Source organism: Janthinobacterium aestuarii (assembly GCF_046113285.1).
Taxonomy (GTDB): Bacteria; Pseudomonadota; Gammaproteobacteria; order Burkholderiales; family Burkholderiaceae_D; genus Janthinobacterium.
Genome location: NZ_CP142524.1, coordinates 6,133,085 through 6,157,705, shown reverse-complemented (window position 1 = coordinate 6,157,705; position 24,621 = coordinate 6,133,085). Strand labels below are relative to the sequence as shown.

General features: G+C 61.9%; 24 protein-coding genes. 14 read left to right on the top strand and 10 right to left on the bottom strand.

Features of this window, described 5'->3' with window-relative positions:
- Positions 1 to 20 precede the first annotated feature (20 nt).
- From atpE to OX462_RS27730, 7 genes are all read left to right on the top strand, one after another.
- Positions 21 to 299, top strand: a complete 279-nt coding sequence (gene atpE, locus OX462_RS27760; RefSeq protein ID WP_034752695.1) for a F0F1 ATP synthase subunit C — start codon at positions 21 to 23, stop codon at positions 297 to 299.
- Positions 300 to 342: 43 nt separating this feature from the next.
- Positions 343 to 813, top strand: coding sequence for a F0F1 ATP synthase subunit B (locus OX462_RS27755; RefSeq protein ID WP_034752697.1), 471 nt, complete (start codon positions 343 to 345; stop codon positions 811 to 813).
- A 2-nt stretch (positions 814 to 815) separates the two neighbouring features.
- Positions 816 to 1,361 (top strand): F0F1 ATP synthase subunit delta, encoded by a 546-nt coding sequence (locus OX462_RS27750; RefSeq protein WP_034752699.1) that lies wholly within the window; start codon positions 816 to 818, stop codon positions 1,359 to 1,361.
- Between the two features lie 78 nt (positions 1,362 to 1,439).
- On the top strand, positions 1,440 to 2,981 hold the full coding sequence (atpA, locus tag OX462_RS27745; RefSeq protein WP_034752701.1) for a F0F1 ATP synthase subunit alpha: 1,542 nt from the start codon (positions 1,440 to 1,442) through the stop codon (positions 2,979 to 2,981).
- Positions 2,982 to 3,043: 62 nt separating this feature from the next.
- Positions 3,044 to 3,919 (top strand): F0F1 ATP synthase subunit gamma, encoded by an 876-nt coding sequence (gene atpG / locus OX462_RS27740; protein ID WP_070218929.1) that lies wholly within the window; start codon positions 3,044 to 3,046, stop codon positions 3,917 to 3,919.
- 29 nt (positions 3,920 to 3,948) lie between these two features.
- On the top strand, positions 3,949 to 5,349 hold the full coding sequence (gene atpD / locus OX462_RS27735; protein ID WP_034752705.1) for a F0F1 ATP synthase subunit beta: 1,401 nt from the start codon (positions 3,949 to 3,951) through the stop codon (positions 5,347 to 5,349).
- Positions 5,350 to 5,411: 62 nt separating this feature from the next.
- Positions 5,412 to 5,831 (top strand): F0F1 ATP synthase subunit epsilon, encoded by a 420-nt coding sequence (locus OX462_RS27730; RefSeq protein WP_065307860.1) that lies wholly within the window; start codon positions 5,412 to 5,414, stop codon positions 5,829 to 5,831.
- A 75-nt stretch (positions 5,832 to 5,906) separates the two neighbouring features.
- On the opposite strand, the gene rsgA is transcribed toward OX462_RS27730, so the two are convergent.
- The 7 genes from rsgA to OX462_RS27695 all read right to left on the bottom strand — a co-directional run bounded on the left by rsgA (position 5,907) and on the right by OX462_RS27695 (position 11,348).
- Positions 5,907 to 6,971: a ribosome small subunit-dependent GTPase A gene (rsgA, locus tag OX462_RS27725; RefSeq protein ID WP_409027476.1), complete on the bottom strand. Its 1,065-nt coding sequence runs from the start codon at positions 6,969 to 6,971 to the stop codon at positions 5,907 to 5,909.
- A 276-nt stretch (positions 6,972 to 7,247) separates the two neighbouring features.
- Positions 7,248 to 7,802: a hypothetical protein gene (locus tag OX462_RS27720; protein WP_070218932.1), complete on the bottom strand. Its 555-nt coding sequence runs from the start codon at positions 7,800 to 7,802 to the stop codon at positions 7,248 to 7,250.
- Positions 7,803 to 7,871: 69 nt separating this feature from the next.
- Entirely contained in the window at positions 7,872 to 8,237 is a 366-nt protein-coding gene (gene speD / locus OX462_RS27715; RefSeq protein ID WP_409027475.1) for an adenosylmethionine decarboxylase, read from the bottom strand.
- Positions 8,238 to 8,239: 2 nt separating this feature from the next.
- On the bottom strand, positions 8,240 to 8,416 hold the full coding sequence (locus tag OX462_RS27710; protein WP_157792409.1) for a hypothetical protein: 177 nt from the start codon (positions 8,414 to 8,416) through the stop codon (positions 8,240 to 8,242).
- A complete protein-coding gene (locus tag OX462_RS27705; RefSeq protein WP_070218934.1) occupies positions 8,409 to 9,875 on the bottom strand; it encodes a DUF4178 domain-containing protein in 1,467 nt (488 codons plus the stop codon). Before OX462_RS27705 ends, OX462_RS27710 begins: the two co-directional genes overlap by 8 nt.
- Positions 9,876 to 9,895: 20 nt before the next feature.
- Complete coding sequence (locus tag OX462_RS27700; protein ID WP_070218935.1) at positions 9,896 to 10,930, bottom strand: SPFH domain-containing protein; 1,035 nt, start codon at positions 10,928 to 10,930, stop codon at positions 9,896 to 9,898.
- 31 nt (positions 10,931 to 10,961) lie between these two features.
- On the bottom strand, positions 10,962 to 11,348 hold the full coding sequence (locus OX462_RS27695) for a DUF350 domain-containing protein (RefSeq protein WP_070218936.1): 387 nt from the start codon (positions 11,346 to 11,348) through the stop codon (positions 10,962 to 10,964).
- A 60-nt stretch (positions 11,349 to 11,408) separates the two neighbouring features.
- On the opposite strand from OX462_RS27695, the gene OX462_RS27690 reads away from it, so the two are divergent.
- The 3 genes from OX462_RS27690 (at position 11,409) to OX462_RS27680 (ending at position 15,187) form a co-directional block, all read left to right on the top strand.
- Positions 11,409 to 12,920: a polyamine aminopropyltransferase gene (locus tag OX462_RS27690; RefSeq protein ID WP_070218937.1), complete on the top strand. Its 1,512-nt coding sequence runs from the start codon at positions 11,409 to 11,411 to the stop codon at positions 12,918 to 12,920.
- Positions 12,920 to 14,551, top strand: coding sequence for an NAD(P)-binding protein (locus OX462_RS27685; protein ID WP_070218938.1), 1,632 nt, complete (start codon positions 12,920 to 12,922; stop codon positions 14,549 to 14,551). The genes OX462_RS27690 and OX462_RS27685 overlap by 1 nt, the downstream gene beginning before the upstream one ends.
- Before the next feature lie 120 nt (positions 14,552 to 14,671).
- Positions 14,672 to 15,187, top strand: a complete 516-nt coding sequence (locus OX462_RS27680) for a hypothetical protein (RefSeq protein ID WP_070218939.1) — start codon at positions 14,672 to 14,674, stop codon at positions 15,185 to 15,187.
- Between the two features lie 81 nt (positions 15,188 to 15,268).
- Here OX462_RS27680 and mmsB read toward each other — a convergent pair whose 3' ends face one another.
- The 3 genes from mmsB to chvE form a co-directional block, all read right to left on the bottom strand.
- Positions 15,269 to 16,486 (bottom strand): multiple monosaccharide ABC transporter permease, encoded by a 1,218-nt coding sequence (mmsB, locus tag OX462_RS27675; protein WP_070218940.1) that lies wholly within the window; start codon positions 16,484 to 16,486, stop codon positions 15,269 to 15,271.
- Positions 16,476 to 18,017 carry a multiple monosaccharide ABC transporter ATP-binding protein gene (gene mmsA, locus OX462_RS27670; protein WP_121670802.1) on the bottom strand — a complete coding sequence of 514 codons (1,542 nt, stop codon included), beginning with the start codon at positions 18,015 to 18,017 and terminating at the stop codon, positions 16,476 to 16,478. Before mmsA ends, mmsB begins: the two co-directional genes overlap by 11 nt.
- 113 nt (positions 18,018 to 18,130) lie before the next feature.
- Positions 18,131 to 19,153 (bottom strand): multiple monosaccharide ABC transporter substrate-binding protein, encoded by a 1,023-nt coding sequence (gene chvE / locus OX462_RS27665; protein WP_225243237.1) that lies wholly within the window; start codon positions 19,151 to 19,153, stop codon positions 18,131 to 18,133.
- A gap of 429 nt (positions 19,154 to 19,582) precedes the next feature.
- Between chvE and OX462_RS27660 the strand changes: the two genes are divergently transcribed.
- The 4 genes from OX462_RS27660 (at position 19,583) to xylF (ending at position 24,446) form a co-directional block, all read left to right on the top strand.
- Positions 19,583 to 20,743, top strand: coding sequence for a fumarylacetoacetate hydrolase family protein (locus OX462_RS27660; protein WP_409027474.1), 1,161 nt, complete (start codon positions 19,583 to 19,585; stop codon positions 20,741 to 20,743).
- 27 nt (positions 20,744 to 20,770) lie between these two features.
- Positions 20,771 to 21,538: a D-xylose 1-dehydrogenase gene (locus OX462_RS27655; protein ID WP_409027473.1), complete on the top strand. Its 768-nt coding sequence runs from the start codon at positions 20,771 to 20,773 to the stop codon at positions 21,536 to 21,538.
- Entirely contained in the window at positions 21,535 to 23,322 is a 1,788-nt protein-coding gene (locus tag OX462_RS27650; RefSeq protein WP_409027472.1) for an IlvD/Edd family dehydratase, read from the top strand. The genes OX462_RS27655 and OX462_RS27650 overlap by 4 nt, the downstream gene beginning before the upstream one ends.
- A 149-nt stretch (positions 23,323 to 23,471) precedes the next feature.
- A complete protein-coding gene (xylF, locus tag OX462_RS27645; protein WP_099377905.1) occupies positions 23,472 to 24,446 on the top strand; it encodes a D-xylose ABC transporter substrate-binding protein in 975 nt (324 codons plus the stop codon).
- The last annotated feature ends 175 nt before the right edge of the window (positions 24,447 to 24,621 follow it).

The following is a 24,621-nucleotide window of genomic DNA, read 5'->3' as shown; positions in this document are numbered from 1 at the left end:
TTTAAATTTAGGAGAATTTTATGCAAGCTCTGATCGCACAAGTACAAAGCATGACCGTTCTGGCAGCAGCAATCATCATCGGCCTGGCCGCAATCGGCACCGCTCTGGGCTTCGCTATCTTGGGTGGCAAATTCCTGGAAGCTTCGGCACGTCAACCAGAACTGATGCCACAACTGCAAACCAAACTGTTCGTTATCGCTGGTCTGCTGGATGCTATCTCGATGATCGGCGTTGGTGTTGCTCTGCTGTACACGTTCGCTAACCCGTTCCTGTCCGCTCTGACGGCTGTTGCTCAGTAATTCGCTCCAACCCTAGGAGAAACTTTTAGTTAGGAGCAAAGGTATGGACATCAATATGTCGCTCATCGGCCAGATGATCACCTTCGCGGTGTTGGTCTGGTTCTCGATGAAGTTCGTATTTCCAGCGCTGAACAACGCGCTGGATGAGCGTGCCAAACGAATCGCGGATGGATTGGCTGCGGCCGATCAAGGTCAGGCTTCGATGGCAGTCGCTGAAAAGCGTGCGCAAGAGGCATTGAACAGTGCACGTGAAGAAGCGTCGCAACGCGTTGCGGACGCTGAAAAGCGCGCGCAGCTGGTTGCTGAAGAGATCAAGCAAAATGCACAAGCTGAAGCTGCGCGTATCATTGCGCAAGCCCAGTCGGACGCCGAACAGCAACTGTCGAAAGCACGCGAACAATTGCGCGCTCAGGTGGCTGACCTGGCTGTCAAGGGTGCCGAGCAGATCCTGAAGCGTGAAGTCAACGCTACGGCTCACGCCGAAATGTTGCAGCGTCTTGCTGTCGAGCTGTAATCATGGCAGAACTCGCAACCGTCGCCCGTCCCTACGCGGAAGCTTTGTTCCGCGTAGCCCAAGCTGGTAAGGAGTCAAGCAACCTCGCGGCGTGGTCCGAGCTGGTGTCCGAACTGGCACAGATCGGTAGCCACCCCGAGGTACAGGCGTACGCGCGCAATCCGAAGGTTTCGGAAAGCGACGTCGCCGCCACCATCCTGTCGTTGTTGAAATCGCCGCTCAATGAGGAAGTGAAAAACTTCGTCACGATGTTGATCGAAAATGGCCGCATCAGCCTGCTGCCGGAAATCGGCGCGCAATTCCATGCCTTGAAAAATGGCCTGGAAGGTGCGGCTGACGCCGAGATCACGAGCGCTTTCGATCTGAGCGAAGGCCAAACGGCCGAGCTGGTCGCAACGCTGGAAAAGAAATTCAGTCGTAAGCTCAACCCTGCCGTCACAGTGGATCCATCGCTGCTCGGCGGCGTGCGCGTGGTTGTTGGCGACCAAGTGCTCGATACCTCGGTGCGCGCCAAGCTGCAGCAACTGCACGCTGCACTGGTGTCGTAAGACACGCGCTTCGGCAGGCCAGCTTAGACAGACCCTTACCCCTCGCGCAAGCTGAGAGAAACACTTTTAGGAGTTAGTATGCAACTCAACCCATCTGAAATCAGCGAGTTGATCAAGAGCCGGATCCAAGGTCTTGACGGCGGCGCTGAAGTGCGTAATCAAGGCACGGTTATTTCCGTCGCCGACGGTATCTGCCGCATCCACGGTTTGTCGGACGTGATGCAAGGCGAGATGCTGGAATTCCCAGGCAACACGTTTGGCCTGGCAATGAATCTGGAACGCGACTCCGTCGGTTCCGTGATTCTGGGTGCCTACGAGCACATCTCCGAAGGCGACACGGTGAAATGCACCGGCCGCATTCTGGAAGTGCCAGTCGGTCCTGAGCTGCTCGGCCGCGTTGTCAACGCGCTGGGCCAGCCGATCGACGGCAAAGGCGCCATCGAGACCAAACTGACGGCCGCGATTGAAAAAATCGCCCCGGGCGTGATCGCCCGTGAATCCGTTTCGCAACCAATGCAAACCGGCCTGAAGTCGATCGATGCGATGGTTCCCGTTGGCCGCGGCCAGCGCGAACTGATCATCGGCGACCGTCAAACCGGCAAGTCGGCCGTGGCGATTGATGCGATCATCAATCAAAAAGGCCAGGGCATGAAATGTATCTACGTCGCGATTGGCCAAAAAGCCTCGTCGATCAAGAACATCGTGCGCTCGCTGGAACAGCACGGCGCGATGGAGTACACCATCGTTGTCGCCGCTTCCGCTTCGGAATCGGCCGCCATGCAATACATCTCGCCGTACTCCGGTTGCGCCATGGGCGAATACTTCCGTGACCGCGGTGAAGATGCACTGATCGTCTACGATGATCTGTCCAAACAAGCTGTTGCATACCGTCAAATCTCGCTGCTGCTGCGCCGTCCACCAGGTCGCGAAGCGTACCCAGGCGACGTGTTCTACCTGCACAGCCGCCTGCTGGAACGCGCAGCACGCGTGAACGCCGACTACGTCGAGAAGTTCACCGACGGCGCCGTCAAAGGCAAGACCGGTTCCCTGACGGCACTGCCGATCATTGAAACGCAAGCTGGCGACGTGTCCGCATTCGTTCCAACCAACGTGATTTCGATTACCGACGGTCAGATCTTCCTGGAAACCTCGCTGTTCAACGCCGGTATCCGTCCTGCGATTAACGCCGGTATTTCCGTATCGCGCGTCGGTGGCGCCGCCCAGACCAAGGTCATCAAAAACCTGTCCGGCGGTATCCGTACCGACTTGGCGCAGTACCGTGAACTGGCCGCGTTTGCGCAGTTCGCTTCGGACCTCGATGAATCGACCCGCAAGCAGCTGGACCGCGGTGCCCGCGTAACGGAATTGCTCAAGCAAGCCCAGTACTCGCCACTGTCGATCTCGCTGATGGCCGTATCGCTGTTCTCGGTGAACAAAGGCTTCATGGACGACGTGCCAGTCAAGCAAGTGCTGTCGTTCGAAGCTGGTGTCCACGCTTACATGAAGACCAAGCAAGCTGCTCTGCTGGCCAAGATCGAAGAAACCAAGCAACTAGACAAAGACAGCGAAGCAACTCTGTCGGCGGCCATTGCTGATTTCAAGAAATCCGGCGCATATTAAGCGGCCAGGCGGCGCCCGCCTCGAGTGAGGCGCCGCCCTACGCGCAGAAGGAGTAAGGACTCATGGCATCAAGCAAAGAGATACGAGGCAAGATCAAGAGCGTAGAGAATACGAAGAAGATCACCAAGGCGATGGAAATGGTCGCCGCGTCCAAAATGCGCAAGGCGCAAGACCGGATGCGGGCCGCCCGTCCCTACAGTGACAAGATTCGGAATATCGCCGCCAATCTGGCGAACGCCAATCCGGAATACACGCACCCGTTCCTGGCAGTTGCCCAGGGTACGCAAGCGAAGGCAGTGGGTTTCATCGTTGTCACGACCGACAAAGGTCTGTGCGGCGGCATGAACACCAACATCCTGCGCCAGGTGACGTCGAAGTCGCGCGAGCTGGAAGCAGCTGGCAACCGGATTGAAGCAGTTGCCATCGGTAACAAGGGTTTGGGTTTTTTGAATCGCATCGGCGTCAAGATCGTCGCCTCTGCCATTCAAACCGGTGATACGCCGCACCTGGATAAATTGATCGGACCTGTCAAGGTCATGCTCGAAGAATTCCAGGCTGGCAAGCTCGACGCAGTGTACCTGTGCTACACCAAATTCATCAACACGATGAAGCAGGAACCAGTGGTCGAACAGTTGCTGCCGTTGACGGCTGACAAAATGGTCGCCGACAAGAGCGCACACTCGTGGGATTACATCTACGAGCCGGATGCACAAAGCATCATCGACGAATTGCTGGAGCGCTATGTAGAAGCGCTGGTGTACCAGGCAGTCGCGGAGAATCTGGCGTCCGAGCAATCGGCACGGATGGTCGCGATGAAAGCTGCAAGCGACAACGCGGGTAGTGTGATCGGCGAATTGAAGCTGATCTACAACAAGACCCGCCAAGCTGCGATTACCAAAGAACTCTCCGAAATCGTCGCCGGTGCGGCTGCGGTTTAAACGAATTTAACTATATTGAAGGAACGAACATGGCTGATGGCAAAATCGTTCAGTGTATCGGCGCTGTGGTGGACGTTGAGTTTCCCCGCAACGCGATGCCTAAGGTATTTGATGCCTTGAAGATGGCAGGCTCGGAACTGACCCTGGAAGTACAACAGCAGTTGGGCGACGGCATTGTCCGTACCATTGCACTCGGCTCGTCCGATGGCCTGCGTCGCGGCATGATGATCCAGAACACCGGCAAACCTATCATGGTGCCAGTCGGTAAAGCAACCCTGGGTCGCATCATGGACGTGCTGGGCAACCCGATCGACGAATGCGGCCCCGTGTCGCACGAGCAGATCGCGTCGATCCACCGCACCGCTCCTGCATACGACGAACTGTCGCCATCGCAAGAACTGCTGGAAACCGGCATCAAGGTGATCGACCTGGTGTGCCCGTTTGCAAAAGGCGGTAAAGTTGGTCTGTTCGGCGGCGCTGGCGTAGGCAAGACCGTGAACATGATGGAACTGATTAACAACATCGCTAAAGCGCACAGCGGCGTGTCCGTGTTCGCCGGCGTCGGTGAGCGTACCCGTGAAGGTAACGACTTCTACCACGAGATGGCTGACGCGAAAGTGGTCGATCTGGAAAACCCAGAGAACTCCAAAGTGGCGATGGTCTACGGTCAGATGAATGAACCGCCAGGTAACCGTCTGCGCGTCGCGCTGACCGGCCTGACGATCGCTGAATCGTTCCGTGATGAAGGCAAGGACGTTCTGTTCTTCGTCGACAACATCTACCGCTTTACGCTGGCCGGTACCGAAGTGTCGGCACTGCTGGGCCGTATGCCGTCGGCTGTGGGTTACCAACCGACCCTGGCGGAAGAAATGGGCCGTCTGCAAGAGCGTATCACGTCGACCAAGACCGGTTCGATCACCTCGATCCAGGCCGTCTACGTTCCAGCCGATGATTACACCGATCCGTCGCCTGCTACCACGTTTGCTCACTTGGATTCGACCGTTGCGCTGTCGCGTGACATCGCTTCCCTGGGTATCTACCCAGCCGTGGACCCGCTGGATTCGACCTCGCGTCAGCTCGATCCGTTGATCGTTGGTCAAGAGCACTATGACACCGCGCGTGCCGTGCAAACGACCCTGCAACGCTACAAGGAATTGCGCGACATTATCGCGATTCTGGGTATGGACGAGCTGGCACCGGAAGACAAACTGCTGGTTGCCCGTGCACGTAAGATGCAGCGTTTCCTGTCGCAGCCTTTCCACGTCGCTGAAGTCTTTACCGGCGCGCCTGGTAAATACGTTTCGCTCAAAGACACGATCAAGGGCTTCAAAATGATCGCTTCGGGCGAACTCGATCACCTGCCGGAACAAGCGTTCTACATGGTCGGCACGATCGAAGAAGCAATCGAAAAAGCCAAGAAACTTAACTAAGTTAAGTCTGGGCCTAACCCCGCCCGTTAGACGGCGGGGTTCTTCAACCCGATAGGACACACATGGCACACACAATTCACGTTGACGTGGTTTCCGCTGAAGAACTGATTTTTTCAGGCGAAGCAGAATTCGTCGCGTTGCCGGGTGAACAGGGCGAGCTGGGTATCTACCCACGCCACACGCCTTTGATTACCCGCATCCGTCCGGGCGCGGTCCGCATCAAGGTAGTCGGCCAGGCTGAAGAAGAGTTCGTCTTCGTTGCCGGCGGCCTGCTGGAAGTGCAACCGGATACCGTGACCGTCCTGGCCGATACCGCGATCCGCGGTCACGACCTCGACGAAGCGAAAGCGCTGGAAGCGAAGAAGTTGGCGGAAGAAAATATCCACAACAAGGATTCGGGCATCGACTACGCGCAAGCGCAAGCCGAGCTGGCCAGCGCGATTGCGCAGCTGGCAGCGATCCAGAAGCTGCGCAAGCATTAATTTGCTCGCATGCAGTAATACAAAAAGGCAGCCTGCGGGCTGCCTTTTTTTTCAGCAAACGGATTTCAGTAAAAACTAGCGGCGCTTGTTCTTTCCCCTTTCCAGCCCCGCTTTCAAGATCGTCTTCCACTTGGCGCGCGCGGCAATGCGCTCGAGCGGCGTCTCCTCGCTGCGGCGCGCGTCGCGCAGCAGCTTGTGATAATTGCGCAGGCGGTCCCCGTCGACGGCGCCACGCACCTGGCAACCGGGTTCGCTGGCATGCTGGCAATCGCGGAACTGGCACGTTGCGGCAAGCGCCGCGATGTCGTCGAACGTGGCCGCCAGGGTCTGCGCATCGGCATCGGCGCGCCAGCTGCGCAAGCCCGGCGTGTCGATGATGCAGGCGCCATCCGCACACAGGTGCAGCGAGCGGGCCGTTGTCGTGTGCCGGCCGCGGCCGTCGCCATGGCGCACGCCGTTGGTCGCTTGATCCGCCGCGCACAAGGTATTGGTCAGGCTGGACTTGCCCGCGCCCGATGAGCCGAGCAGTACCAGGGTCTGGCCGGCACCCAGCCAGGGTTCCAGGATGGCCACGTCATACGCATGGCGTGTATCGATGGCGAACAGCGGGACGTGGGGCGGCAGGCGCTGTTTCAGCAGCGCCAGCTTGCCCGGCACGTCGTCGGCCACGTCGGCCTTGCTCAGCACCACCACGGGGCTGACCTGGGCCGCCAGCACGATGGCCAGGTAACGCTCCAGGCGGCGCGGATTAAAATCCTCATCGAGTCCCATCACCAGCAGGGCCGTGTCGACATTGCTGGCCAGCACCTGGCGCCGGCCGTCATTGCCGCGCCGCGCGATCTGCGTGACTGGGGATAAGTGCGCCGTTATCCACAGCGCGCCGTGAAGATCGGGTTCGGCGGCGATCCAGTCGCCGACAGCAAGGATGGTGTCGTGTTCCAGCAGCGCGTGCAGCAGGCGCGGCAGGATCTGCGCTGGCTGTTCCAGGCTGCCGTCGTGCACGCCGATGCTGTCGCGGTGCACGGCGCTCACGCGCATCAGCTGCGCGGCGGGGGAAGATAAGTCGAGTTGGGTGGCCGCGCCGGCGATAGCCTGCTGCAGCCCGATAAGGCGTAGTTGCGCAAAATCGAATGCGATCATGGTAGCGTGATTCCAAATTCTGTCGTCCGCGTGCGGACGTGTAGCCTGCGCGTGCAGGCACCGCCAGTCGCGATGACTGGCACGAAAGAAGGGGAAGTCGGCTACGCGATCACGCGTATGGGAATGGCGAGCTAAAAAATGCTTAGCAGGGGAAAACAGTGATCAGGCAGCCGACAGCACGGCAGTATCCGAATGGCGCATGTTGTCTACTCCTGTTGTGTGATGGAAAACGCCAGTGTGCCAGCGGCACGCACTGCCGTCAATGGACGGTGTGGCTCAGCTGCACATGCCGTATGCCTGGCGTTCGGGGAAATAGCGGTACGTAAACGTGCGTACCGGGTAGCGCTTGCCGCCGACGAGCATGTCGGGCATGGACAGATCAAAGCGCTGCGGCAGCTGGCGCGGCAGTTGCAGGCGCAAGCGCCACTGGGTTTCCTTGCTGTTGCCGACGGCGGCAAACATGATGGGCAGCTGCTCGATGACGTCGACGATCTCCGCCTTCTGGTTCATGCCGCGCTGGTAAATGGTGAGTATCTTGGCTTCCGCGAAAGGCGGCTTTTTCGGTTCTTCCAGCAGGAAGGACAGGCGCGTAAAACTGGCTTGGGTGCCGACGGGCAAGGTAAAAATCAGCGCCAGCTCCGTGCCGCCTTCCTTCAAGGTGACAGGCGGCGTGGCGTAGATGCTGATACCGCGCGGCAGTTCGAAACGCGAGCCATCCGTCCACGTCTTGCACTCGGGCGTGGTGGCCTGGTACAGGCTGGGCGCCGTGTAGTCATCGCAGGCGGAAACCAGCAGCAGCAGGGGCAGGGCAAGGAGGGCGGAACGGCGCATGGGAGTCACGGTTGGGGGATCAGCCGACAGTGTAAGCGATCCCCGCGCGATCCACCAGCGACGCCAGGCCTATCCGGGCGGGGCGCGCCGCACGGACTGCAGCTGGCAATGCGCCGGTTGCAGCGCCGTCTGGATGATGTCCAGCGCCAGCTGCGGCCGGGCCGCGCCGCACATGAAGATGTCGACGGCGGCAAAGCCCACTTCGGGCCAGGTATGCAGCGAGATGTGCGACTCGGCCAGCAGCAGCACGCCCGTGACGCCCTGGCCCGGGCCAAAGCTGTGGAAATGGCCGTGCAGTACTTGCGCACCGGCCGCGATGGCCGCCTCGCGCAGCAGGCGCTCGAGCGCGGCGCAGTCGCGCAGGCGTTCCGGTGCGATGCCCGACAGGTCGGCCAGCAGATGGATGCCCAGGGGGAGATGCGGTGCGGACGCCATGCTTATTTGTGGCTGCCGCCGCTGGAGCCGCCGCCATAGCTGCCGCCGCCGCCGCCCGTGCGCGAACTCCAGCTGCTGCCGCCGCTGCTGCCGCTGCCGGCCACCTTGAACATGCGCACCCAGTTGGCGGCCGTGACGGAAAACGTCACCATCAGGGCGTAGATCACGTATTTACTCATGGGGATTCTTTGCATTCTTGTCGAGAAAAGCGGCGGGCAGGAACAGCGCCAGGCAGCCCAGCAAACTCCACATCAAGGTGCTGGAGAACGACACGAACATGGGGATCGCATTCAAGACCAGCACGATGACGATGAAGACCTTGGCGATGCCGCGGTGACTGAGCTGGATATTCGTCGTTTTGATGGCGCCATGGAAGGCGGCGCCGAACCAGGCGGCCATCTGGTCGTAGGCGACGGGCACGGAGCGCGACCAGGTCATTTCCTCGCCCGTGAGTTCCGCCGCCAGCTTGGTCTGTCCCTGCTCGAATTCATAGACGCGCGTGCTGTCGCCGACGGCCACCTTCCAGTTGAAGGCGCCGGCCGCATACACGACCTGCGAGCCGTAGTCATACAGTTTGCGGTAGGTGGCGCCATCGAGCGTGCAGCTGGCGGCGTCCAGCGAGGCCCAGCTGGGCCAGTTCGGCAGCACGTTCGAGCGCGACCAGCCCTCGTCCGTCTCCACCAGCCAGAAGAAGCCGGCGCGCGCGTTGTACAACAGGTATTCGTTCCACTCGCTGCCCTCGTCGTCGGCGCGGCGCATCATGCCGATCACCGTGAAATCCACATTGCTGATCTTCGCGCTGGCGCCCAGTTCCAGCGTGATGTCGGCGTTCTCGTGCACCTGCTTGCCGATGGCCAGCACCTGCGCTTCCGGGCCGCTGGCATCGAGCTGCGCATGGCAGGCGGGACACACGAGCTGCGCCGCGGCGCCAGGGACGTACTGGATGCCGCTGCCGCAGGAGGGGCAGTCGAGCGCATCGAGCTTGCCGCGGTACTTGCCGGCGCTTTTGGCGATGGCCTCGTCGTCGCGCAGCAGCTGGCATTGCAAACTGTCCAGGGTGACGGCGACGCCCTGGTAGACGACCGGTTGCGGGCCATCCGTGTAGTCGAGCGTGACGAAGCTCGCGTAGTTGCGGAAGTCCGCCACCTGGATGCGCCAGCCGGCGCCCACCTTGAAGGGCAGCTCGCCCTGGCCGGCGATGCATTCGGCGCTGCGGATCTCGGCGGCCGTGTACGGTTCGCCGCAGATCGTGTAGCGCCTGCCCGGCGCCAGCTCGCCAAAGGCGGGCAGGGCATCCTGCGTGCCGCGCTCGCGCGTCAGCGTGTACAGGCCGGACGAGTCGCCCAGCCACGCCGTGCTGGCGTCGTCGAACAGCAGATACCACTCGTTCCACGTGCCGGCGCTGTAGCGCTGCTGGATGCGCCCGACGACGGTGAAGTGCACGCCGTCGTGTACGCCGGCCGTGCCGATCTGGATCGGCGAATAGTCTTCCAGGACGGCCGACATCTTGCCCACGTCCCTGACGGAATCGGCGTCCTTGAGGATGGTGCTGTGGCAGTACTCGCACACGGCGAGCACGGAAGCGTGCGAGCGGAAATGCACTTCCGCGCCGCAGCTGGGACAGGAAACAGTTTGCATGCAGTCGTATTTCGCCCTAATCAGCCGATCAGTTTTTTCAGCAGTTCAGCCTTGGCGCCATCGTAGTCGGCCGGCGAGATGAGCCCCTTGTCCAGTAAACCCTTGAGTTTTTCCAGGCGCGCCTCGATCGGTTCCTCGGCAGGTGGAGCCGCCGGAGCGGGTGCCGGGGCGGGCTGCTGCAGCGCACCGCCCATGCTTTGCGCCATCACCTGGCCGATCGACAGTCCGGCGCCGAGACCGGCGCCGATGCCGGCCATGCCGCCTTCGTTCTGCGCCGCCAGCGGGATCGCGTTGGCCACCTGGAATTTGGTGTAGCCGCTCATCTTGTCAGCGCCCAGGCCGCCCTTCATGCCGGCGGAAATACGTTCGTCGAGCGCCGCCTGCAATTCCTCGGGCAGGCTGATGCTGGCCACGTTGAATTCATCGAGGCCCACGCCGTAGCGGGCAAACGCCTGCGCCAGGCCATCCTTGACCTCTTGCGCCATCAGCGCCTGGTTGGCCGCCATGTCGAGGAAGGGGACATTCGCGCCGCCCAGCGAGCTGGCCATGCTCGACATCAGAATGCCGCGCAACTGATCTTCCACCTCGTCGCGCGTATAGACTTCGCGCGTGCCGCTGATCTCGGTGAAGAAGGTGCGGGCGTCGGCGATGCGGTACGAATACATGCCGAAGGCGCGCACGCGGATCATGTCGAAATCCTTGTCGCGGATGGTGATCGGCTGCGGCGTGCCCCACTTGCGGCCGGTCTGCACGCGCGTGCTGAAGTAATACACGTCCGACTTGAACGGCGAATCGAACAGCTTGTCCCAGTTTTTCAGGTTGGTCAGCAGCGGCAAGGTCTGCGTCGTCAGCTTGTGCGTGCCGGGACCGAAGACGTCGGCGATCTTGCCTTCATTGACGAAGACGGCGACCTGCGATTCGCGCACATTCAGGATGGCGCCGTTCTGGATCTCGAAATCCTGCATGGGGAAGCGCCAGGCCAGCACGCCTTCCGTCTCTTCGTTCCACTGCAGTACGTCGATAAACTGCTTCTTGATAAAGCTGCCGAGGCTCATGATGGATGTCCTTGAATAAGATAAAGCGGTGTCAGGAAATGCAGGCGGCGTTGATGGCGCCGATCGACAGCGAAATGGCGCCCAGCAGGCCGCCGAAGGCGCTGTTGTTCGATTCGATCTGATCCTTCGACATGCGCAGCAGGCGCGTGGTGACCACATAGGCGAGCAATTGCACCACCATGGCACCGAAGGCCCAGGCGAAGAATTGCTGGTAGTTGGCCGTGTGCATCAGGGACGAGGCGATGGTGGCGGAAAAGCCCAGCAGCGCGCCGCCCAGCGACAGGGCCGCCGCCTGGTTGCCCTGTCGGATCAGCAGCACTTCGTTATACGGCGTGACGCGCGTGTAGATGATAAAAAAGGCAATCAGCAGCGCGGCGGCCAGTATAAGATGGATCAGATAGTTTAGGATGGCGGGCACGGCTTTCCTCGCAATGAGTATTTGATAACGTCAACGCATATTAGAACAAAAAAAAGTCCAATGAACAAAAAGATTCTGATTTTGTCCGTCTTCGTGGTCGCCTCCTGCGGCCTCGCGTATGAACTGATCGCCGGCGCCATGTCCAGCTACCTGCTCGGCGATTCCATCCTGCAGTTTTCCACCATCATCGGCTGCTACCTGTTTGCCATGGGGGTGGGCGCCCACTTTTCCAAGTATGTGCGGGACGACGACGTGCTCTCGCGCTTCGTCGACATCGAGCTGGCCGTGGGCCTGATCGGCGGCTTGTCGGCCGCCATCCTGTTCATGACGTTCTCGTGGATGGCCGCGCCATTTCGCACCTTATTGTATGTGATGGTGTTCCTGATCGGCGCACTGGTCGGCATGGAAGTGCCGCTGGTGATGCGCGCCCTGAACTCGCGCCAGACGGAGTTTTCCGAGCTGGTCAGCCGCGTGCTCACCTTCGATTACCTGGGGGCGCTGGCCGTCTCCCTGCTGTTTCCGCTGGTGCTGTCGCCCTACCTGGGCCTGGTGCGCACGGGCTTTTTGTTCGGCATGCTCAACGTGGGCGTGGGCCTGTGGACGATTTACGTGTTCCGCGCGGAGCTGAAGAACCTCACGGGGCGCTTCCTGCGCGCCTGCGCCGTGATGCTGGTGCTGGTCGCCGGCTTTGCCATGTCCGACCGCATGGTGGCCTGGGGCGAGCACGGCCTGTTCGGCGACCAGATCGTGTATTCCACCACGACGCCTTACCAGCGCCTGGTGATCACGCGCTGGAAGGACGATACGCGGCTCTACATCAACGGCAATCTGCAGTTTTCCTCGCGCGACGAGTACCGCTACCACGAGGCGCTGGTGCACCCCGTGCTCGAAGCGCTGCCGTGGGCGCGCCGCGTGCTGGTGCTGGGCGGCGGCGATGGCCTGGCGCTGCGCGAAATCCTCCGTTATCCACAGATCGAACACGTCACCGTGGTCGACCTCGATCCTGCCATGACGGCCGCGTTTACCACGCGCCCGGAACTGGCAAAGTTAAATAACAACGCGTTCTCGGACAAGCGCGTCACCGTCGTCAATGCCGATGCCGCCGTCTGGCTGCGCAACAACGGCGACATGTTCGACGCGGCCATCGTCGATTTCCCCGATCCGTCCAGCTTCGCGCTCGGCAAACTGTATTCGGTGCCGTTCTACGACCTGGTGAAAAAGCACCTGGCGGCCAAGGGCTTGATGGTGGTGCAATCGACGTCGCCGTTCTTTGCCCCGCACGCCTACTGGACCATCAATTCGACCCTGCGCGAAGTGGGCATGCGCACCTGGCCCTACCACGCCTACGTGCCCTCGTTCGGTGAATGGGGTTTTATCCTTGCCTCGCCCCAGCTCGACTACGCACCGCCGACGCAATACCGCCTGCCGATGCGCTACCTGAATGCGGACACCACGCGCGAGATGTTCATCTTCCCGCCCGACATGCAGCCGCTGCCCATGGCGCCGAACCGCTTGAATACCCAGTCGCTCGTGCATGAATTCGAGCAGGACTGGAACCGGGTGATCCGCTGATGCAGCGCCGCTCCTTCATGCTGTGGGCCGCCGGCGGCACCGCGGCGGCGGCGGCCGGCATCGGCAGCATCGCCGCGTATCTGCGCTGGCAGGAAATCACGCCCAAGGTGCTGTATCCGGGCCGCAGCGAGGGGCATTATTTGCGCAAGCTGCTGCGCGAGGGCACGGCGCTGCCGCCGCCTGCACGCACCTTGACGACCGACGTGGCCATCCTCGGCTCCGGCATCGCGGGCCTGACGGCCGCCTGGCGTTTGAACAAGCTGGGGCACAGGGATTTTCTCATGATCGATGGCCCGCAGCCGTATGGCAACGCGGCCGGCGGCCACTTCGGCGACCTGGCCTATCCGACCGGTGGCCATTACCTGCCGTTGCCGTCGCCCGAATCGACCCATGTGCGAGAGATCCTGTTCGACCTGGGGATTATCCAGCGCGATCCGCAGGCGGAAAAGCCATATTACGACGAGCGCTACATCCTGCACGCTCCGGAAGAGCGATTGCTGTTCAACGGCCACTGGCAGGACGGCTTCATTCCCACCGAAGGCGTGCCGCCTGCGGAACTGGCGCAGCATGAACGCTTCTTTGCCGAGGTGCGGCGTTTGCGCCAGGCGCATGGCAACGATGGCAAGCGCGTCTTCGTCTTTCCTACCGTGGCGTCGTCGCAAGATCCGGCCTGGCAGGCGCTCGACACCATCACCTTGAAGCAGTGGATGGAGCGCGAAGGCTATACCTCGCCCACCCTGCACTGGTATCTGAATTACTGCTGCCGCGACGATTACGGCACGCGCTACGACCAGGTCTCGGCCTGGGCCGGCCTGCATTACTACTGCAGCCGCTGGGGCCAGGCCGCCAATGCGGGCAATGGCGCCTGGCTGACCTGGCCGGGCGGCATGCAACCGGTCGCCACGGCCATGGAACAGGCGTCCAAGGTCCGGCGCCACGCGGGCACGGTGGTTTCCCTCACGACGACGGCCAACGGCGTGGAAGCGCTGTGCCTGGAACTGGTCGACGGCCAGCCGCGCACCTACCTGGTCAAGGCGCGCAAGGCCATCTGCGCCATGCCGCTGTACGTGGCGGCGCGCGTGGTGAAGAACATCGCCGACTATGGCTTCGACGCGAAACGCGATACGCCCGCGTATGCGCCGTGGCTGGTGGCGAATTTTTTACTGAAACGCTTTCCCGACGAACTGCCGCATGCGCCCCTGTGCTGGGACAACGTGGTGTACCAGGAACCGGGCCTCGGCTACGTCGTCTCGACCCACCAGGACATCCGCGTGCGCCCGCCCGAGAAAACCGTCTTCAGCGCCTACGTGGCCCTGTCCGACCGCACGCCGCAGCAAGCGCGCAAATGGTTAGATGTGGCCAGCCCCGAAGAACTGCTGGCGCTGGCCAGCGTCGATTTAAAGACGGCGTATGGGCGCGATTTTGCCAGCAGCGTAGAGCGCGTCGACATCACCGTGCGCGGTCACGCCATGGCGGCGCCCTTGCCGGGCTTTCGCAGCAACGCGGGCTTGAAGGCCTTGCGCGAACACGACGGCGCCATCCTGTTCGCGCATGCGGATTTGTCGGGCTTTTCCGTGTTCGAGGAGGCGGCATGGTGGGGGGATAGGGCGGCGCGGCTGGCGGCTGTCTGACGCGATGCAAAAGTCGCCTTAGATGATTTCTGTCAACCTCTTCATTTTTTTCCAAAACATAATAAATAGCTGTACCGCTTGTGCGGACAGCTTTCTTTTTGTGTTAACAATGGAGCGAAAATGAAGCAGACAAAGCATCGGTTTGAGGACGGCAGGATGGAAAAAATACGCCGTAGTGTCACGTCTATTTTCTTTCCGCTAGCAAAGTGGCGCTACTTTGTGCTGTTTCAATCCAAGGCCCAGGCAACTTCCTGGATCGTTACCCTGCTGATATGCATGGTAGCCATCACTTATCTTTTTTCTCTGGATCGTGAATCGAAGGCGCCACTTGAGGTGGTATTGCTGGGGGCGGGGATAGGATCGTTGTTCTCGCTGATAGCCGTCCTTCCGGCCGCATTCAAGGTACGGGATAATGGACTTGGCATGCTTGGGGAAATAGAAGTGCGTCTGTTAAAAATGCATTATGTCGAGGAAGCGCGCCATACTGGCATCGTTATCTATCGGCAGAATTTGCCGCGCTTGCTGCGCTGGGATGAGGGCAATATCGAGATCAGGAACGAGGAAGGTGTTTTCGTGGTCAGTGGTGGGTATCTTTCGTTGCGAAAGCTTCGTGGTGGCTTGCTGAAATCATATTGATGATGTGAATGGAATAAAAAAGGCCGGCGCGAACGCCGGCCAGAGCCCCCTAAGGCTCGAACCTGTGCTTCCTTGTTCTTCTCATTTATTTTTATTAATCACGTCGATGAACACGGCCGCCAGCAGTACCAGGCCCTTGATCACCTGCTGGTAGTCGATGCCGATGCCCATGATGGACATGCCGTTGTTCATCACGCCCATGATGAAGGCGCCGATGACGGCTCCCATCACTTTGCCCACGCCGCCCGAGGCCGAGGCGCCGCCGATGAAGCAGGCGGCGATCACGTCCAGCTCGAAACCTGTGCCCGCCTTCGGTGTGGCCGTGTTCAGGCGCGCCGCGAAGATCAGGCCGGCCAGCGCGGCCAGCATGCCCATGTTGACGAAGGTGTAGAAGCTGACCCGTTCCGTCTTGATGCCCGACAGGCGCGCCGCCTTTTCGTTGCCGCCCACGGCATACACGCGGCGGCCCAGCACGGTGCGGTTGGTGATGAAGGTGTAGGCGACGATGAGCAGCGACATCACGGCCAGCACGTTGGGAAAACCACGGTACGACGCCAGCAGGTAGCTGAAATACACCATCACGGCGGCGAAAATGGCATTTTTCAGCAGGAAGAAGGCGCGCGGCTCGTTTTCCATGCCGTGTTTCAGTTGCTTGGCGCGGCTGCGCAGCGAGGTGACGATCAGCGCCGCGGCGGCGATCACGCCCAGCAGCAGCGACAGGCCGCGCAGGTTGTCGCCGCCGAACGGGTCGGGCAGGAAGCCGGAGCTGAGCATCTGGAAGCCTTCCGGGAAGGGGCCGACCGACTGGCCTGCCAGCAGCGCCAGGGTCAGGCCCTTGAACACCAGCATGCCGGCCAGGGTGACGATGAAGGACGGGATTTTAAAGAAGGCGACGAAATAGCCTTGCGCGCCACCGATGACGGCGCCGGCCAGCAGGCAGAGGATGCTGGCGGCGACAAAATGCATGTGGTAGTTGACGATCAGGACGGCGGCCAGCGCGCCGACGAAGCCGACCACCGAGCCGACGGATAAATCGATATGGCCGGCCACGATGACCATCAGCATGCCCAGCGCCATGATGACGATGTAGCTGTTTTGCAGCACCAGGTTCGTCAGGTTCAGCGGCTGCATCAGGGTGCCGTCCGTCATGTACTGGAAAAAGCCCATGATGACGATCAGCGAGAGCAGCATGCCGTAGTCGCGCATATTGTTTTTCAAGAAGCCGGCATAGCTTTTCGCTTGCGGCGCGGCCGCTGGCGCTGCTGCTGCCGGCGCGCCTGCTGTCAGTTTATTGTCCATTGTTTTCTCCGTGTGTAACGATCGCGCGCATGATGCGTTCCTGCGATGCTTCTGCCGCGCTCAGTTCTGCCGCGAAGCGGCCTTCGTTCATGACATAGATCCGGTCGCACATGCCCAGCAATTCCGGCATTTCCGAGGAAATCATGATGATGCATTTGCCTTCGGCGGCCAGCTCGCTGATGATGCTGTAGATCTCGTACTTGGCGCCCACGTCGATGCCGCGGCTCGGTTCATCGAGGATCAGCACGTCGGGGCGCGAAAACAGCCATTTCGCCAGCACCACTTTCTGCTGGTTGCCGCCGGACAGGTTGACCACCTTCTGCGCCACGCTCGAGCAACGGGTCTTGAGCTTGCGGCGGAACTCCTCGGCCACACCGAATTCACGCTGCTCGTCGATCACCATGTGCCGCGAAATCGCGTCCAGGTTGGCCAGGCTGGTGTTCTTCTGGATGTCTTCCTCGAGGATCAGGCCCAGGCCCTTGCGGTCTTCCGTGACATAGGCGAGGCCGTGCGCGATCGCCTTGCCGATGGTGCTGACGTCGATCTCCTGGCCATGCTTGAGCACCGTGCCGCTGATGCGCTGGCCGTAGGCGCGGCCGAACAGGCTCATCGCCAGTTCCGTGCGCCCGGAGCCCATCAGGCCGGCGATGCCGATGATCTCGCCCTTTTTCGCGTGCATATTGATGCCCTTGATGACGGGGCGGTCGGCATGCTCGGGATGGAAGACGCGCCAGTCGCGCACTTCGAAAATGGTCTCGCCGATGGTGGGCGTGCGCGGCGGATAGCGGTCCGCCATTTCGCGCCCGACCATCTTTTCGATGATGCGGTCTTCGCTGACGGGCTCCGTGCGGCAGTCGAAACTGTCGACCGTGTTCCCGTCGCGCAGCACCGTGATGGCATCGGCGACTCTTGAAATTTCATTGAGCTTGTGCGAAATCAGGATCGAGGCGATGCCCTGGGCTTTCAGGCCCAGCAGCAGGTCGAGCAGGGCCGCGCTGTCGCTTTCGTTCAGGCTGGCCGTCGGCTCGTCGAGGATCAGCAGCTTGACGTCCTTGCACAACGCCTTGGCGATCTCGATCAGCTGCTGCTTGCCCACACCCAGATTGGTGATCAGGGTGTCCGGGGACTCCTTCAGGCCGACTTTGTGCAGCAGTTCGCGCGTCTTCGCTTGCGCGTATTCCCAGTCGATGACGCCCATGCGGGACGGTTCGTTGCCGAGGAAGATATTCTCGGCGATCGACAGCTGGGGCACCAGCGCCAGTTCCTGGTGGATGATGATGATGCCGATTTCTTCGCTGTCCTTGATGCCGCGGAAGTGCCGCGTCTGGCCCAGGTAATCGATGTCGCCCGTATAGCTGCCATGGCCGTAAACGCCGCTCAGCACTTTCATCAGGGTCGATTTGCCGGCGCCGTTTTCGCCGACGATGGCGTGGATCTCGCCGCTGCGTACCCGCAGGTTGACATTGTCGAGCGCAACGACGCCCGGGAATGTTTTGCGTATCCCGCGCATTTCCAGGATAGTGTTCGTCATATAACCTCTCTGGCACGGCCGCGCTGGTGGGCAGCGGCCGTGCGGCAGTCTTGTTCTTGATCGTGCGTGAAGCGAAAGGCCCGGCAGTGCCGGGCCTTCAGTACCTTGGATGCTTATTTCACTTGCGCTTCCGTGTAGTAGCCGCTGCCGGTGACGAGCACCTGCTTCCAGTTCGCCTTGTCGACGGTGACCGGTTTCAACAAGTAGGACGGCACGACCTTCACGCCGTTGTTATAGGTCTTGGTATCGTTGACGGCCGGCGTCTTGCCGCTCATCATTGCGTCGACCATGTTGGCCGTCACTTTGGCCAGTTCGCGCGTGTCCTTGAACACGGTCGATGCCTGTTCGCCGCGGATGATCGATTTCACCGACGGGATTTCCGCATCCTGGCCCGTCACGACGGGGAACGGCTGTTTCGGCGTGCCGTAGCCGACGCCCTTGAGCGAGGACAGGATGCCGATGCTCAAGCCGTCATATGGCGACAGCACGGCGTCGACGCGGGCATTGCCGTAGTAGGCGCTGAGCAGGTTGTCCATGCGCGCTTGCGCCACGGCGCCGTCCCAGCGCAGGGTGGCGACCTTTTCCATGCCCATCTGCTTCGAGCGCACCACCAGCTTGCCGCTGTCGATGTACGGTTTCAGCACCGACAGCGCGCCGTTGTAGAAGAAGTGCGCGTTGTTGTCGTCGGCCGAGCCGCCGAACAGTTCGATATTGAACGGGCCCTTGCCTTCCTTGAGTTTCAGCGCCGATTCGATGTAGCCCGCTTGCAGCACGCCGACCTGGAAGTTGTCGAAGGTGGCGTAGTAATCGATGTTTTTCGTGCCGCGGATCAGACGGTCATACGAAATGACCTTGATGCCCTTGTCGGCCGCCTTTTGCAGCACGTTCGACAAGGTGGTGCCGTCGATGGCGGCGATCACCAGCACCTTGGCGCCCTTGGTGATCATGTTTTCCACCTGCGCCAGCTGGTTCGGGATATCGTCGTCGGCAAACTGCAGGTCCGTCTTGTAGCCGCGCTCCTTGAATACCTTGACCATGTTGTCGCCGTCGGCGATCCAGCGCATGGACGACTTGGTCGGCATCGAGATGCCGATCGCGCCCTTGTCTGCGGCGCTTGCCACGGGCATTACCGCCATGCCGGAGATGGCCAGCGCCAGGCTCGCGGTCAGCATTTTCATTGTTGTTTTCATTTCAGGTCTCCACCGTCTTCGATAGTTGAATGTGCCAGGGCCGTCGTCCAGCGGGCGGGCTCCGTGCGAATGGCCGATTGCGGGCCACGGCTGATACTAGTTTGTCCATCCATCCCTCACCAATCACTTTTTTCGCATAGCCGATATCCAAAACGATATCGATAGGCCAATTGATGCAATGCGCCATAGTGCCCCTTCCCGCCTGCGGACAGGGCGGGAGAGCAGGCCGGGCGGCGGCTTTTTTTGGTGCGCTGCAATACCAATAATCATCATTCAATTTGGTGATTTTCGTAATTGCGGCGACACAGGGCGGCGCGCAGAATCGGTCCGAACTTGAAGACCAGCCATCCCGTCACGACCTTTTGAAAGCTTGCCATGCAGCCGATTTCCCCCGCCTCCCTGTTGCCCACCGACCTTGCGCAGGCTCTCCTCATCGGCCGCATCTGGCGTGACGGCCCCTGCGTCGTCGCCGTGCGCGGCGGCGAGGTGGTCGACATCACGCAGACGGTAGCGACGGTGGCCGAGCTGTTCGAACGCAGCGATGCGCTCGATATCGCCCGCCATGCGCCCGGCATCGCGCTCGGCCCCGTGCAGGCGCTGCTGGAGCAGGCGCTGGCCGCGCCGGCCGGCGAGCCGCTGCTACTGGCGCCGTGCGACCTGCAGGCCGTCAAGGCCTGCGGCGTGACCTTCGCCGTCAGCCTGCTCGAACGGGTGATCGAGGAACAGGCGGGCGGCGACGCGGCGCGCGCGGCAAGCTTGCGCGCCGCGCTGCAAACGACGCTGGGCGGCGACTTGTCCGCATTAAAACCCGGCTCGGAGGCGGCGCAGCGCCTGAAACAGCAGCTGCAGCAGCGTGGCGCCTGGTCGCAGTACATGGAAGTGGGCATCGGCCCCGACGCGGAAGTGTTTACCAAGGCGCAGCCGATGTCGTCGGTGGGCTGCGGCGCGCAGGTGGGCTTGCTGCCATCGTCCGCCTGGAACAACCCGGAGCCCGAGATCGTCCTGGCCGTCAACAGCCGTGGCGAGGTGCTGGGGGCGACCTTGGGCAACGACGTCAACCTGCGCGACATCGAAGGGCGCAGCGCCCTCTTGCTGGGCAAGGCCAAGGATAACAACGGCTCCTGCGCCATCGGCCCCTTCATCCGCCTGTTCGACGAGCACTTCACGCTCGACACCGTACGCGAGGCGGAAGTGTCGCTGCTGATCGAAGGCGCGGACGACGGCTTTGTGCTCGAAGGCGCCAGCTTCATGCGCGAAATCAGCCGCGACCCGCTTGACCTGGTGCGCCAGACGGCGGGCCAGTACCACCAGTATCCGGACGGTTTCATGCTGTTCCTCGGGACCATGTTCTCGCCCGTAAAGGACCGCGGCGCGCAGGGCGGCGGCTTTACGCACCACCTGGGCGACCGCGTGACGATTGCCAGCGCCGCGCTGGGTGCGCTGGTCAACGAAGTGCAGCGCTGCGATGCGATTGCCCCCTGGACGTTCGGCGTGCGCGCGCTGTACCAGAACCTGGCGCAACGCGGCTTGCTTTGATCCGATTATTTTAAAAAGAGAGACACCATGCAGCATGCAACTTACCCCAGCCTGGCCGGCAAGCGCGTCGTCATCACGGGCGGCGGCACCGGCATCGGCGTGGCCATCGTCGAGGCGTTCGCGCGCCAGGGCGCCCACGTCACCTTTCTCGACATCGCCCGCGAGGCGTCGCTGGCGCTGCAGGAAAAGCTGGCCCACCTGCTGCAGCCGCCCGTGTTCCGCTATTGCGACCTGACGGACCTGGGCGCCCTGGCCGCCACCTTCGCCGAGATCGCACACAGCGCGGGCGCCACGGATATCCTCGTCAACAACGCGGCCAATGACGACCGCCACCAGCTGCAGGACGTCACGCCCGCCTACTGGGACGAGCGCATGGCCGTCAACCTGCGCCACCAGTATTTCTGCGCCCAGGCAGTGGCGCCGGCCATGCGCGCCAAGGGCAGCGGCGTGATCCTCAACCTGGGCTCGATTTCCTGGCACCTGGCGCAGGCGAACCTGTCGATCTACATGACGGCGAAAGCCGGCATCGAAGGGCTGACGCGCGGCCTGGCGCGCGACCTGGGTGCCGACGGCATCCGCGTCAACTGCATCATTCCCGGCGCCGTGCGCACGCCGCGCCAGGAGCGGCTGTGGCATACGCCGGAAGCGGAAGCCGTGATCCTGCAGGGACAATGCCTGCAGCTGCGCGTGGAGCCGGAAGACGTGGCGGCGCTGGCGCTGTTCCTGGCGTCCGACAACGCGGCCAAGTGCGCGGGACGCGAATACTATGTCGACGCAGGCTGGTACGGCGCATGAGCACCTCAGGCAACCGCCAGGCGCGGCGCTTCCGCTCGCAGGACTGGTTCGATAATCCCGACCACATCGACATGACGGCGCTGTACCTCGAGCGCTTCATGAACTACGGTATCACGGCCGAGGAACTGCGCTCGGGCCGGCCCATCATCGGCATCGCGCAAAGCGGCAGCGATATCAGCCCCTGCAACCGCATCCATCTGGAGCTGGCCCAGCGCGTGCGCGACGGCATCCGCGACGCGGGCGGCATCCCGATGGAATTCCCGCTGCACCCGATCTTCGAGAACTGCCGCCGTCCCACGGCCGCGTTGGACCGCAACCTCGCGTATCTGGGCCTGGTGGAGGTCCTGCATGGCTATCCGATCGACGCCGTGGTGCTGACGACGGGCTGCGACAAGACCACGCCGGCGCAATTGATGGCCGCCGCCACGGTGGACATTCCCGCCATCGTGCTGTCGGGCGGCCCCATGCTCGACGGCTGGATGGACGGCGAACTGGTCGGCTCCGGCGCGGCCATCTGGAAGGGCCGCCGCCAGCTGTCCGCCGGCTTGATCGACAACGACAAATTCCTGCAGATCGCCGCCGCCTCGGCGCCGTCGGCCGGCCACTGCAACACCATGGGCACGGCATCGACGATGAATGCGCTGGCCGAAGCGCTGGGCATGTCGCTGACGGGCTGCTCGGCCATCCCCGCGCCGTACCGCGAACGGGGCCAGATCGCCTATGCAACGGGGTGCCGCATCGTCGGCATGGCGCATGACGACGTGCGCCCGTCGAGCATCCTCACGCGCGAGGCATTTTTGGATGCCATCATCGTCAACGCGGCCATCGGCGGCTCCACCAACGCCCAGCCGCACCTGATGGCCATGGCGCGCCATGCGGGCGTGGCATTGCATTCGAGCGACTGGATGGAACATGGCTACGATGTGCCGCTGCTGTTGAACATGCAGCCGGCCGGGAAGTATCTGGGCGAGCGTTTCCACCGCGCCGGCGGCGTGCCGGCCGTGATGTGGGAGCTGCAGCAGGCGGGCCTGCTGCACGCGGACCGCTTGACGGTCACGGGCCAGAGCATGGCGGCCAACTTGCAGGGCCGCGAAAGCGCGGACCGCGAGATGATCCGCCCGTTTGCCGCGCCGCTGAAGGAAAAGGCCGGTTTCATGGCCTTGCAGGGCAACCTGTTCGATTTTGCCATCATGAAGACCAGCGTGATCTCGCCCGCCTTCCGCGAGCGCTACCTGTCGCGTCCCGGCAGCGAGGGAGTGTTCGAGGCGCGCGCCATCGTCTTTGACGGTTCTGCTGACTATCACGCGCGCATCAATGACCCGGCGCTCAATATCGACGACAGTTGCATGCTGGTCATGCGCGGCGCCGGCCCTGTCGGCTGGCCCGGTTCGGCCGAGGTGGTCAACATGCAGCCGCCCGACGCCTTGCTCAAGGCGGGCATTCTGAACCTGCCGACCCTGGGCGACGGGCGCCAGTCGGGCACCTCGGACAGCCCCTCGATCCTGAACGCGTCGCCGGAAAGCGCCGTCGGCGGCGGCCTGGCGCTGCTGCGCACGGGCGACATCATCCGCGTGGACCTGAACGGGGGCCAGTGCGACATGCTGGTCGATGCGGCTGAACTGGCGCGCCGCGCCCAGGAACTGCCGCCGCCCGTCAACGACAGCGCCACGCCGTGGCAGGAAATCTACCGCGCCAGCGTGGGCCAGCTGGAAACGGGCGCCTGCATGGAGCTGGCCCTGAAATACCGCGCCGTGGGCCAGACCCTGCCGCGCCACAACCATTAGCAGTCGCAGCACGTAGGTCGGGTTAGCGCTTCGCGCGTAACCCGACACCACCACAGACATAAAATTTTCAGCAGTACCCGCAGTTAAAAAATGTAGCTAAAAAATCCACAAGGAGACACACAATGAACAAGATCATCAGTGCAGCCATCATGACCGCCATGCTGGCATTGAGCAGCAGCGCCGCCCTGGCCGATGCGAAAAACCCGAAGATCGGCTTTTCCATCGACGACTTGCGCGTGGAACGCTGGACGCGCGACCGCGATTTCTTCATCGCCGCCGCCGAAAAGCAGGGCGCCAAGGTCTTCGTGCAGTCGGCCGACGCCAGCGAGCAGCGCCAGATTTCGCAGATCGAAAACCTGATCTCGCGCGGCGTGGACGTGCTGGTGATCGTGCCGTTCAACGCCACTGTGCTCAACAACACCGTCAAGGAAGCGAAAAAGGCCGGCATCAAGGTGTTGTCGTATGACCGCCTGATCCTGAACGCCGATATCGATGCGTATATCTCGTTCGACAACGAGAAAGTGGGAGAGATGCAGGCCGAAGGCGTGACCAAGCTGCAGCCGAAGGGCAATTACTATTTGCTGGGCGGCTCGCCCACCGACAACAACGCCAAGATGCTGCGCGAAGGCCAGATGAAGGTGCTCAAACCGTTCATCGACAAGGGCGATATCAAGATCGTCGGCCAGCAGTGGGTGAAGGACTGGAGCGCCACCGAAGCGCTGTCCATCGTGGAAAACGCGCTGACGGCCAACGGCAACAAGATCGATGCCATCGTCGCCTCGAACGACGGCACGGCCGGCGGCGCCATCCAGGCCCTGGCCGCGCAAAAACTGGCCGGCAAGGTGCCGGTCTCGGGCCAGGACGCCGATCTGGCGGCGGTCAAACGCGTCATCGCCGGCACGCAATCGATGACCGTCTACAAACCCCTGAAAACCATCGCCGCCGAAGCGGCCAAGCTGGCCGTGCAACTGGCGCGCAATGAAAAGCCCGCCTACAACTCCAGCTATGACAACGGCCTGAAAAAAGTCAGCACGGTGCTGCTCAAACCCACGCCCTTGACCAAGGCGAACGTGAACATTCTCGTCGACGACGGTTTCTATACCAAGGCGCAGCTGGGTAATTGATTACCCGCTTGCTGTCGGCTTACGCGCTGCGCGCTAAGCCGACCTACGATTGCCCGCATCGGCCGTTATCCGACAATCGCCGGCTCCGGAAACGCCGGTGGTGGTGTCGGCCGTCCGCATCGACCGTAGGTCGGATTAGCGGCGCCATGGGCGCCGCGTAATCCGACATTTCCCC

What these genes read in the sequence shown, in the direction of transcription:
- atpE (WP_034752695.1), top strand. Translation starts at nt 21, where the DNA reads ATGCAAGCTCTGATCGCACAAGTACAAAGCATGACCGTTCTGGCAGCA.
- OX462_RS27755 (WP_034752697.1), top strand. Translation starts at nt 343, where the DNA reads ATGGACATCAATATGTCGCTCATCGGCCAGATGATCACCTTCGCGGTG.
- OX462_RS27750 (WP_034752699.1), top strand. Translation starts at nt 816, where the DNA reads ATGGCAGAACTCGCAACCGTCGCCCGTCCCTACGCGGAAGCTTTGTTC.
- atpA (WP_034752701.1), top strand. Translation starts at nt 1,440, where the DNA reads ATGCAACTCAACCCATCTGAAATCAGCGAGTTGATCAAGAGCCGGATC.
- atpG (WP_070218929.1), top strand. Translation starts at nt 3,044, where the DNA reads ATGGCATCAAGCAAAGAGATACGAGGCAAGATCAAGAGCGTAGAGAAT.
- atpD (WP_034752705.1), top strand. Translation starts at nt 3,949, where the DNA reads ATGGCTGATGGCAAAATCGTTCAGTGTATCGGCGCTGTGGTGGACGTT.
- OX462_RS27730 (WP_065307860.1), top strand. Translation starts at nt 5,412, where the DNA reads ATGGCACACACAATTCACGTTGACGTGGTTTCCGCTGAAGAACTGATT.
- rsgA (WP_409027476.1), bottom strand. Translation starts at nt 6,971, where the DNA reads ATGATCGCATTCGATTTTGCGCAACTACGCCTTATCGGGCTGCAGCAG.
- OX462_RS27720 (WP_070218932.1), bottom strand. Translation starts at nt 7,802, where the DNA reads ATGCGCCGTTCCGCCCTCCTTGCCCTGCCCCTGCTGCTGCTGGTTTCC.
- speD (WP_409027475.1), bottom strand. Translation starts at nt 8,237, where the DNA reads ATGGCGTCCGCACCGCATCTCCCCCTGGGCATCCATCTGCTGGCCGAC.
- OX462_RS27710 (WP_157792409.1), bottom strand. Translation starts at nt 8,416, where the DNA reads ATGAGTAAATACGTGATCTACGCCCTGATGGTGACGTTTTCCGTCACG.
- OX462_RS27705 (WP_070218934.1), bottom strand. Translation starts at nt 9,875, where the DNA reads ATGCAAACTGTTTCCTGTCCCAGCTGCGGCGCGGAAGTGCATTTCCGC.
- OX462_RS27700 (WP_070218935.1), bottom strand. Translation starts at nt 10,930, where the DNA reads ATGAGCCTCGGCAGCTTTATCAAGAAGCAGTTTATCGACGTACTGCAG.
- OX462_RS27690 (WP_070218937.1), top strand. Translation starts at nt 11,409, where the DNA reads ATGAACAAAAAGATTCTGATTTTGTCCGTCTTCGTGGTCGCCTCCTGC.
- OX462_RS27685 (WP_070218938.1), top strand. Translation starts at nt 12,920, where the DNA reads ATGCAGCGCCGCTCCTTCATGCTGTGGGCCGCCGGCGGCACCGCGGCG.
- OX462_RS27680 (WP_070218939.1), top strand. Translation starts at nt 14,672, where the DNA reads ATGAAGCAGACAAAGCATCGGTTTGAGGACGGCAGGATGGAAAAAATA.
- mmsB (WP_070218940.1), bottom strand. Translation starts at nt 16,486, where the DNA reads ATGGACAATAAACTGACAGCAGGCGCGCCGGCAGCAGCAGCGCCAGCG.
- mmsA (WP_121670802.1), bottom strand. Translation starts at nt 18,017, where the DNA reads ATGACGAACACTATCCTGGAAATGCGCGGGATACGCAAAACATTCCCG.
- chvE (WP_225243237.1), bottom strand. Translation starts at nt 19,153, where the DNA reads ATGGCGGTAATGCCCGTGGCAAGCGCCGCAGACAAGGGCGCGATCGGC.
- OX462_RS27660 (WP_409027474.1), top strand. Translation starts at nt 19,583, where the DNA reads ATGCAGCCGATTTCCCCCGCCTCCCTGTTGCCCACCGACCTTGCGCAG.
- OX462_RS27655 (WP_409027473.1), top strand. Translation starts at nt 20,771, where the DNA reads ATGCAGCATGCAACTTACCCCAGCCTGGCCGGCAAGCGCGTCGTCATC.
- OX462_RS27650 (WP_409027472.1), top strand. Translation starts at nt 21,535, where the DNA reads ATGAGCACCTCAGGCAACCGCCAGGCGCGGCGCTTCCGCTCGCAGGAC.
- xylF (WP_099377905.1), top strand. Translation starts at nt 23,472, where the DNA reads ATGACCGCCATGCTGGCATTGAGCAGCAGCGCCGCCCTGGCCGATGCG.